Source organism: Marinifilum flexuosum (genome assembly GCF_003610555.1).
Lineage (GTDB): Bacteria > Bacteroidota > Bacteroidia > Bacteroidales > Marinifilaceae > Marinifilum > Marinifilum flexuosum.
This window is the reverse complement of sequence record NZ_RAPQ01000009.1, coordinates 859899-870577: the sequence shown is the minus strand read 5'-3', so window position 1 is coordinate 870577 and position 10679 is coordinate 859899. Positions and strand designations below refer to the sequence as shown.

Sequence of the window (10679 nt, the reverse complement as noted above, 5' to 3'; positions counted from 1 at the left end):
TTGGATGCCGGCAATGCAGGAGCTACCTATTTGTGGTCAAATGGTGCAACCACTCAGACCATCACAGTAAATACAAGCGGTAATTATTCAGTAGTTGTTACAGACGCCAATGGCTGTTCAGCAACGGATGATGTGAATGTAAGTGTTCATCCTAATCCTGTTGTGGATCTTGGTTTAGACCAGGAAACCTGTGCTGGTGGAACCATTACTTTGGATGCCGGCAATGCAGGAGCTACCTATTTGTGGTCAAATGGTGCAACCACTCAGACCATCACAGTAAATACAAGCGGTAATTATTCAGTAGTTGTTACAGACGCTAATGGCTGTTCAGCAACGGATGATGTGAATGTCACGGTTCACCCTAATCCTGTTGTGGATCTTGGAACAGACCAGGAAACCTGTGCTGGTGGAACCATTACTTTGGATGCCGGCAATGCAGGAGCTACTTATTTGTGGTCAAATGGTGCAACGACTCAGACCATCACAGTAAATACAAGTGGGAATTATTCAGTAGTTGTTACAGACGCTAATGGCTGTTCAGCAACGGATGATGTGAATGTCACGGTTCACCCTAATCCTGTTGTGGATCTTGGTTTAGACCAGGAAACCTGTGCTGGTGGAACCATTACTTTGGATGCCGGCAATGCAGGAGCTACCTATTTGTGGTCAAATGGTGCAACGACTCAGACCATCACAGTAAATACAAGTGGGAATTATTCAGTGGTTGTTACAGACGGCAATGGCTGTTCAGCTACGGATGATGTGAATGTCACGGTTCACCCTAATCCTGTTGTGGATCTTGGTTTAGACCAGGAAACCTGTGCTGGTGGAACCATTACTTTGGATGCCGGCAATGCAGGAGCTACCTATTTGTGGTCAAATGGTGCAACGACTCAGACCATCACAGTAAATACAAGCGGTAATTATTCAGTAGTGGTAACAGACGGCAATGGCTGTTCAGCAACGGATGATGTGAATGTTACTATTTTACCATCTTTTGAATTTGATTTGACTTACACGACCAATTTAGTTTGTCATGGTGATTCAACTTATATAGAAGGTCCTGATGTTCCTGGTTATAGATATCAATGGAGTAAAGATGGAATTGATATTGCTGGAGCAAACGAATATTCAATTACCATTGGAGAATCTGGTAGATACAACTTGCACATAGAAAACTTAGAAGGGTGTATTGCTGAAGATGGGGTGGATGTAGAAATTATTCAATTGCCAAACTCACCATTACCAGATCGAGTAGATATGTGTTATGGAGAATCTGTAAAATTAGATATTGGTGACGGAGTTGATTTTTTATGGAGTGATGGTGTTACGACACAGACTAGAGAAGTTTCTAAAGCAGGAATTTATCATGTGAGAATTCAGGATATTAATGGCTGTATTGGAAACGATTCGGTTGAAGTTGTTGTGCATGATTTACCAATCGTTGATCTAGGACCTGATTTGTATATCTGTGAAGGAGAGGAATTAATTTTGGAAGCTCCAGAGGGATATTATACGGAATGGATTCCTGGAGGAGAAACAAGGGCAATTTATGTATATGAGGAAGGTAATTTTATTCTTCGAACAACAGATGAGTTTGGTTGTACCGGAGAAGATGATATCAACATTTTCGTGCATAAAAATCCGGATGTTTACTTGGGTAGAGATACTGTGATTGCTGAGGGAACATCTATTCTTCTTGATGCAGGAAGCGGATATGTAGAATATGAATGGAGCAATCAGGAAGATTCACAATATCTAAAAGTGGAAAAGGACGGAGAATATGCAGTAAACGTTGTAGATGTTAATGGATGTAGAGGAAATGGAAAAGTTAAAGTAGCTGTTAATCCAAGACCGTCGATTAATTTAGGTGGAAGTGCTGGTATTTGTGAAGGAACTTCATTGATGTTGGATGCAGGAAATTGGGAAAGGTACTTATGGAGTACTGGAGATACAACAAGGACAATTACCGTAAACAAAACTGGTGATTATACCGTACAAGTTTGGGATATGTATGGTATAATGGGAACAGATATTATTAGTGTTGAGGTATTTCCAGTGCCAGAGGTTAATATTGCCTCTGATACTTTAAGAATGTATAAAGGTCAGACTTTGACCTTAGATGCAGGATCTGGTTATTCTTCTTATTACTGGAATACTGGATCTGATTGGAGAAGTATAGAAGTTGATGATGCAGGAGATTATAGCGTACAGGTTGAGAATGAATTTGGTTGTATTGCTCAAGCTTCAATTGCAGTTAAATTATTGGAGCCTAAAATGGTTGTGCCAAATGTATTTACACCAAATGGTAAAGGTCCAAATGAAATATTTTATCCGGTTTTTAAAGGAATCGTAACCGATTTTGAAATGTATATTTATACTCGTTGGGGAGAGCAGGTGTTTAAGCTTGAAAAGGATATAGTTGCCAATAATGAGTTGAAACATGAAGGGTGGAATGGAACTTATAAAGGTAAAGAAGCAGAAATTGGAGTATATGTTTGGATCATTTTTTATGGAGGAAAAGAGAGAGGACATGGAACAGTAACACTGTTTAGATAATGATTAAGAAAGAACTGAAAATATTAGTTTGCTTAATAAGCATGATGAGTGCTCTCAATGTTTATTCACAGGATGTTGAGTTCTCACAGTTCTATGCAAATAAGGTTTATTTAAATCCAGCATTTGCAGGTTCTGATTTTGATGCTCGTGTTTCTATGAATTATAGAAATCAATGGCCTGAAATAAGTTCTGCATATGTGACTTATAGTGTTGCTTACGATCAGTATGTAAATCCACTAGGAGGAGGAGTAGGACTGCAGGTGATGCAAGATGAACAGGGTGACGGAACGATTAGTACTACCACAATAAGTGGAATGTATGCTTATACGTTGAGAATCTCAAGAAATTTGGCAATTAAAGCAGGTTTTCAAACCTCTTTTATTCAAAGGAAATTGAATGATTCAAACTTTACCTTTCCTGATCAAACAGATGAATTCTATATTAATGGTTTAATTAGTCCATTTACTGGTGAGAGTGCAATTGATCATCTGAATCGCAATTATATTGATTTTTCATCGGGTTTAATAGCATCTTATAAAAATTGGTTTATTGGTTTTGCAGCTCACCATTTAACTGAGCCTGATGAAGCATACAAAGAGGAGAGTGATTATTCTAAACTACCAAGAAAATATACTTTTCATTGTGGTGTTAATGTACCTGTTTTTAGAAGAGGCTTGCATCAGACTGATATTGGGTTAGCACCTAATTTTCTTTATCAGCAGCAAGGAACAAATAAGCAATTAAATTATGGACTATATCTGTCGAAAGGATCTTTTATTGTAGGTATGTGGTATCGCGATAACTTAGAATTGGAATATGATGCTGTTATTCTGCAATTAGGTGTAATGAGAGATTGGTGGCAAGTGGCTTATAGTTACGATAAGACCATCTCAAAATTGATTCATACAAATACCGGTGCTCATGAGATCTCATTTTTAATGAGGTTTAAAAATAGCAGACGAAACAAAAACAGTTGTAAGGAAATTGCTTTAAGAAGACGAAGACAAGTAGGAAGAATTAAATGTCCTCATTTTTAAATCATTTCGTTTATTAAGCTTAATAATTTTTTCTTGATAATTGGTTTCGCAATATAACCGTCAAATCCTGAGTCCATTATTAGTTCTTTCTCATTTGCCAATGCATAAGCTGTTTGTGCTACAATTTTAATTTCAGGATTTTCTTTTTTAATCAATTTTAAAGTATCATATCCATTTAATTCTGGCATTTGCAGATCCAACAAAACCAAATCAAAATGCTCAGAACCACATTCTTTAATAGCAGTGCGCCCATTGTCTGCTGACGACATGCTTACACCAGTGGATTGAAGCATTTGTTTTATCAATGTGATGTTCACATTGTAATCATCAACAATTAATATTTTTTTACCAGTTAAATCCTTATTTACACCGTTTTTGTATATTTTCTTAATCGGAGAGATGTTTGATTTATCATCAATTAAGTATGGAATGCTAACAAAGAAACTGCTCCCAACATTCTCAGTTGATTCTACCCACATATCACCATTTAGCAATTCTGCTAATTTTTTAGAAATTGATAATCCTAATCCTGTTCCACCATACCTTCTTGCATGAGAATCATCTGCTTGACGGAACCTACTGAAAATTATCTTCTGCTTTTCGGGAGAGATTCCAATTCCTGTATCTTCAACAGCAAAAATTAGCTTACTTTCATTTAATTGATACGAGACATGAATGCTTCCTTTTTCAGTAAATTTTAAAGCATTTTCCACCAAGTTTGTGATGATTTGCTTCAGTCGTAAAGGATCCGTGTAAATAATCGATTCTGATTCCTCCAGGCCTTTCGTAAATTTTAGTTCAATATGATCTCTACCCTTGCTGGTTTTTATCTTTTCAAAAGTGTGATAAAGTTCGTCAAATAGTTGATTAAGGTTGTAATAAGTTTTGGAAATTTTTAGCTTACCAGACTCAATTTTAGAGAAATCAATAATATCATTTATAAGATTCAATAGTGAATTCCCACTATTTCTAATATGAGTGAAAAATTGTTGTCGGGTTTCAAAAGGCAAATCATCTTCTTGTAATAATTCTGAAAATCCAATGATTGCATTCATTGGAGTACGAATTTCGTGTGACATATTCGCTAAAAAAGATGACTTCAAGCGATCAGATTCTTCGGCTTTTTCTCTTGCAATTTGAAGTTCTTTTTCTTTCTGGGTTCTAATATCAATCATACGATTAATGGTTGTTCCCATATCTTGAAATTCAGAAAAATGAAGTTCATCAATATTTACTTGATACAATTGAGTTGATGCCTTTCTAAAAAAATTATTGATCGAAGTGAAATTCTGTTTCATTTTAACAGAAATGGTCTTCGATGTAATGTAGATAATCACAATTGCGATTACAATTAATAATACAATTTGTAGAATATATTTTCGAACATTATTTCTTAATTCAGCTCTGGCAATTTCAATGTTTTTATCTAGCTCTCCTGTGTATAAACCAGCACCAATAATCCAATCCCACTCTTTAATAAACTTTACGTATGAAATTTTTTCAGCATTTTCCGCATCTGGTATTTTGTAATTTACAAAGCCTGATTCATCAAGTTGGGCGGCATTGATTAAGCGTTTTACATTTTCACGACGTATCTTGTTGCTGTAATCTTTAAAATTTTTTCCAATGCTGGCAGAATCGGCATGAAGCAAGCATGTTCCATCTTTTTTATAAACAAAAAAGTAGTTGTCTTGAGTCATGTTAATTTGGCTTATACGAATCAATGCCTCCTTCTGAATTTCAGGTTGAAGATCATCTAAGTAAGCAAAACTTCCAAAATACCAGTTGTACGGAGTAAATTTCTTGATATAAGAAATTTTGGTGTATGCATTAAACTTATTTTTTACCTCTTTGCTGTTCACATATTTTGTAAAACCACTATCCTTGTATTTCATCAACTCCACTTCATTTTTAACAATGTAATTGCCATTGATATCTTTGAAATTGATTAAGCTTTTGTTTTCATTTTCTTTCGAGAACGGATAAAGAATACCTTTACCACTTAAATTGTTGATAAAAATATAGCCTCTGTCGTTGGTAAAACGTAAAGGTGAAATGGCTTCTTTAATGCGTTTTTTTATTTCGGTATCGCTAAGTTTCCCTTTGTTTTGATTGTAAATGTATATGGCTACAGAGTGTGCCTGATCCACAAAATTCTGAAGTCTACTTTTTAATTTTGATTCAGACCTTGTGTTTTGGTAATTAATGAAATCAACACATTCATTTGCCTTACTTACCAAAATATCCTTCTGTTCTTCAATGTAATCTTTCTTAAGGTTATTGGATTCCGTGTTGAATTCGTTAAACTTGGTATAGATCCAAATTCCACCAAATCCGACAAGAAATGTAATAGTCAGAATTAAGAAAAGCATAAAATAGGCTCTACTTATGCTTGTTTTATTTTTGATAGTTTTGTTTGGGGTTGAATTCATATAGCTATTACGAAATCAAATTTGGAATTGGCTAAGTATCTGATTAAAAATAGGATTAAAAAATCGAAATCCAAGATCAATTTCATTCTTTATATTGTCGTCTAAAGGTATTCCGTCAAAATCACTATTGTTCTGTATTTTATTAAGAATTCCAGTATTGTATCGCTTTGTTTTTTGATTGATAACGAAATGTGGAATGGTGTGATATTCAGCTTTTAATCTGAATTGATTTTCATTAATTAGTCCATTTGATAATAAGAAATTGTATAAGTCGAGGAAATGAATTGATGATTTTGCAAGAAACACACGCAATTCAAAATTAATTGAAAGAGGAATTTCATAGTAGAATGAAAAATCTTCACTTTTATCCTGTCGGTATTCAATGATAACTCTGTTCTTGTTGATATTAACATGATCAAACTCAAATTTCCAATCCAATTCTGGAATTTGTTTAAACTCTTTTTTTATGGCGTAAAGAGTTTTTAACCTTGGATATGCTGTGTATGTGAAGTTTTGATTATGAGCAAACAATTCAAAGGCTTTTTCGATGTTTACTTTTTCTAAGTTCAATAGCATGTTTAATGTTGTTATAGTTATCAGATTGGCAAAGTTAGTTTATTGTTTAAATCTATTATTCTAGTTTATACTGTTTTTGTTATCGAATAACAATTCTTTTTACGGTACATATGTTAATTTGTTTGTTTAGGTGTTGAATTATAGTGATTTAAGCTTATCTTTTTTAAAGATCGACGTCTGTTAATGAAACTTGACACATTTGACACCTTAATTTTCCTAGTATAATTATTATCATTGTACTATGAACCTTATTATCAAAACACAACTAACCATTCTACTTCTTTTTTTAGCTGCTTTTAAAGGAATTGCTGCTTATAGTTCAACAGGTGATTTTACTCAACTGGATGGATTGCCTTGTAATAGTGTAAATCACATTTTTGAGGATTCCAGGGGGATGATTTGGTTAGCAACAGATGCTGGATTATGCGAATTTAATGGTTTTGAGGTAAAATATAGAAAAGAACTCAATCGCTTGCAGGGCGAAAAGGTAACCAGTATTACGGAGAATAAAAATGGAAACTTAATAATATCTGCGACGGGGGTTGGAGTATGTGAATTTGATGGAGAACATTTGGAGGTCATTTCTACTCAGGAAAATAATGAATTATACGATATTCGTTCGGTTAAGGTATTGGATAATAAACTTATTGTAGGAACTTCAGATGGAATTTATTTGTCTGATGTACTAGATAAACTTGGTGAGTTTTCTTTGGTAAAAGGGACGAAAGAATTAAATGTTTTAGAGGCTGTATCAAATAATAATGCAGTGATCATTTTTCCTAAATTGGAGCAAAAGACTTATAAATTTGAATCAGGTAGTTTTTCAAAAATAGTTAATGGAAAATCTCAGATTCTGGAATTTGGGAAAAAATTTTACGGAGAAATTGGTGTGGGACAACAGGCTTTTCTAGTTGTAGATAGTCAAAGAGTTAGATGTGATGTATTAAATGTTTTGTCTAATCAGAACGAAAGAGTTATTTTGCTGCGTTACATTAAAAATGGATTGCAGTTTAGAAAGTTAATTTCTATAAGAAATAATATTTGTGTAGATCTTCTTGCGGAGAACGATTTAGATGATGTTTTTGTTCAATGTGTGTTTAAGCATAGTCTAATGGGGGATATTTGGTTAGGGACTAAAAATCATGGACTAATCAGTTTGAAGCAATCAATATTTGAATTGTATGATGTATCATCTTTAATACCAGATTGTAATGAGATTGTAGATTTACTTTCTTATTCAGATGGTTCAATAGTTGTAGCAGGAAGAAATGGTATTGCGAAAATTAAGAATGAAAAAGTAATTAAATCCATAAACCAGAAAGAGTTTATCAAATTACTACCAAAATCGAAGAAGAAAAAAGAGCTTATTATTAATGATATTGAGTTAAAAGGCAATACGATTTGGGTTGCCACTAATTGTGGTTTTTATACTTGGAATTGTATGTCTTTTTTGCTCACTTATAAAAATATATCTGTGGCGACGAATTTCATAATTACATCAAATGGAAATTTGTTTTGTTATAACGGATCTCAGTTTTATACCTGTGGGATAAGAGATAATTCTGTAGATACCAAGTGGAATTTATCAAAAGGAGAGGAAGTTGAACTAACCAAGATAATTGAGTTTGATTCCTACATTTGGGTAGCAACAGAAACTCATGGGATTTATCGATTTGGAGAGAATAAAGTCAAGAAATTTGGTCGAAATAATATTGGAATTCATAATGTTGTTAATGATATGCTTGTTTTACCTGATTCAAGTATAATTGTAGGTGGTAATAACGGCATTATTTACAAGTTAAAAAGTGAAGGAGATGAATTAATGATTTTAGATTCTCTTGATCAAAGCGATGGCTTGGAAGGGATTTCTGTTCATGGATTTCAATACCATAAAGATGGTTCTATTTGGTGCGGAACCAATATAGGAGTACATAGGTTTGAATATAAAACGTGGCAGCCAGATTCTGTTGTGAAATATAGATTTTGGAATGCAAACAAAAAAGTAGAGTTTAGAGGAAAGGAATCAGTTGTTGATAAATACGATAATATATGGGTGAAGTCAAATTATGCCTTAATGAAAATTGAAGCTAATGATTTCATTAATGACAATGCGGCTTATAAACCAACGTTGTTGGAAGTAAAGGTGAAAGATAGCAACTGGAGATTGAAAAAATCAGAATTTGATAAATGGACAAAAACACCTAACAATCCTATTCATTTAAGTTATAATGAGAATTATTATAGACTGCATTATGGTATGTTGTATTGTGATGCATTGGAAAATATCAGATATCGATATCGATTGGTAGGTTTTGATAATCGTTGGTCAGATTGGGTAAAGTCGGATGAAGTGGTTTATTCAAATTTGAGAGGAGGAGAATATACCTTTGAGATTGAAGCCAGAAAATTGAGTTCTGGAAAGCTTGGACAATATTCAATTGATATAATACTTGAATCCGCTTGGTGGAAAACAGTTTGGTTTTGGTTTATAGTTATTAGTATTCTTGGTGTATTAACTTATTATGCAATTCAGCTTTTTAAATCAAGGATTAAATTTGAAGAGAAGCAAAGGACTAAGCAGTTTAATCGAGTTATTGGTTTAAAGATCCGAGCATTACAATATCAGCTTGATCCACATTTTATCTTTAACTCGCTTAATTCTATTCAAAGTTATATTCTAGAGGATGATGAAGATAAAGCTTTGGAATACTTGTCAGATTTTTCAATGGTTCTAAGAAATAACATTAATAACGCCAATAAAAACCTGATATCATTAAGCGAGGAGGTAGCTTATTTAAAATTGTATCTGAAGTTGGAGCAAATGCGATTTGAAGAGAAATTTACATTTCAAATTAACTTGGATGACAAAATAAATTCATTGGATATTAAGATTCCACCTATGTTAATTCAACCATTTTTAGAGCATGCCATAAGAAATGGAATTACTAAGCTTGATAAAATTGGGAAGATAGTTATTCGTTTTATACTAGAAGAAGATGGCTATTTAAAGTGCGAAATCACAGACGACGGCTTGGGTAATCGAAAAATCGATGTGACAAATGCTAAACCAGAATTGGTAAAAGGTAATTCTTTGCAGATAACTTGCGATAGAATGAAATTACTAAATAAGGTTTTAACTAATGGTAAAACTTATTCTTATCAGATAAATGAATGTGTTGATTCTAAAACAAATTTTTCAGGTGTAAAAACAGTTTTGGGATTCCCAAGGTTGGAATTGTAATTATGCCTTAGCAAATTTGATTTTTCTGAACCATCTTGTCATAAGCCTCAAAAATATCGAAAAGCAATTGGTGTTCTACCGAAAAACTTATTGAATTGATCCTATTTATTGGTAAAACCATAGGCGATGTACCAGTTAAAAAAGCAGCTTCGTATTGTGGGATTTCCTCATATGGTATCGATCTGTAATGGATTGGAATATTAAGTTGCTCTGCAATTTTTAAAACCTTACTTCGAACAATGCCATTAAGCACTTCATTGTCTGGTGAAGTATATAGGGAATTATCTTTAATGAAAAATAAATTGGAACGACTTCCTTCCGTAATATTACCAAGTTTGTTTAGAAGAATTACTTCAAAAATATCCGCTTCAGCAATAAGATTATTGGTTTTTGAGCGTAATTTGTGATTGTAAACTTTAGCTGTTGGAGTTGGTCTTTCTGCCTGGTGGATTAGAGTTCTAACTCCATTTTTATATTGAGATGCAGTTGGATAGGAATGTTTAACGAAATAGGCATAGAAATTTTTGTCTTTACCATCAAAATTAAATACCAACTTAATATTTCCTTCTTTGTAGTCATTTTTTTCTACCAAGGTTTTTATACAATCTTGCACTTGATTAAAGCTGAACATGATTTTAAAACCTACTTTTTTCGCTGATTTTGTAAGTCGGGAATAATGTTCGCAAAGAAAAACTGCTTTGCCAGATATAATTCTTACCACTTCATACAATGATGTACCTCTTAAAAGATAGGTATCTTTAAAGCTTTCTGATGCTTTAAGTTTATTGTTGTGTAAGTATATATATCGGAAACATTCGCTCATAATCGTATCGC

6 protein-coding genes are annotated in these 10679 nt (G+C 33.4%); 3 read left to right on the top strand and 3 right to left on the bottom strand.

The window, feature by feature from the left end:
• Both BXY64_RS13495 and BXY64_RS13490 read left to right on the top strand, forming a co-directional pair.
• Positions 1 to 2559 (top strand): T9SS type B sorting domain-containing protein (locus BXY64_RS13495; RefSeq protein WP_147375995.1); only part of this gene is annotated, 2559 nt, incomplete at its 5' end.
• Complete coding sequence (locus BXY64_RS13490) at positions 2559 to 3596, top strand: PorP/SprF family type IX secretion system membrane protein (RefSeq protein WP_120240504.1); 1038 nt, start codon at positions 2559 to 2561, stop codon at positions 3594 to 3596. The genes BXY64_RS13495 and BXY64_RS13490, both read left to right, overlap by 1 nt.
• Here BXY64_RS13490 and BXY64_RS13485 read toward each other — a convergent pair.
• Complete coding sequence (locus BXY64_RS13485) at positions 3593 to 5968, bottom strand: cache domain-containing protein (RefSeq protein ID WP_170150657.1); 2376 nt, start codon at positions 5966 to 5968, stop codon at positions 3593 to 3595. The two genes, BXY64_RS13490 and BXY64_RS13485, sit on opposite strands and share 4 nt — an antisense overlap.
• Before the next feature lie 75 nt (positions 5969 to 6043).
• Positions 6044 to 6604 carry a hypothetical protein gene (locus BXY64_RS13480; protein WP_120240502.1) on the bottom strand — a complete coding sequence of 187 codons (561 nt, stop codon included), beginning with the start codon at positions 6602 to 6604 and terminating at the stop codon, positions 6044 to 6046.
• A gap of 241 nt (positions 6605 to 6845) precedes the next feature.
• On the opposite strand from BXY64_RS13480, the gene BXY64_RS13475 reads away from it, so the two are divergent.
• Entirely contained in the window at positions 6846 to 9845 is a 3000-nt protein-coding gene (locus tag BXY64_RS13475) for a sensor histidine kinase (RefSeq protein WP_120240501.1), read from the top strand.
• A gap of 7 nt (positions 9846 to 9852) precedes the next feature.
• Here the strand turns inward: BXY64_RS13475 and BXY64_RS13470 are convergent, their stop codons facing one another.
• On the bottom strand, positions 9853 to 10668 hold the full coding sequence (locus BXY64_RS13470) for an aminotransferase class IV (protein ID WP_120240500.1): 816 nt from the start codon (positions 10666 to 10668) through the stop codon (positions 9853 to 9855).
• Positions 10669 to 10679: the final 11 nt, after the last annotated feature.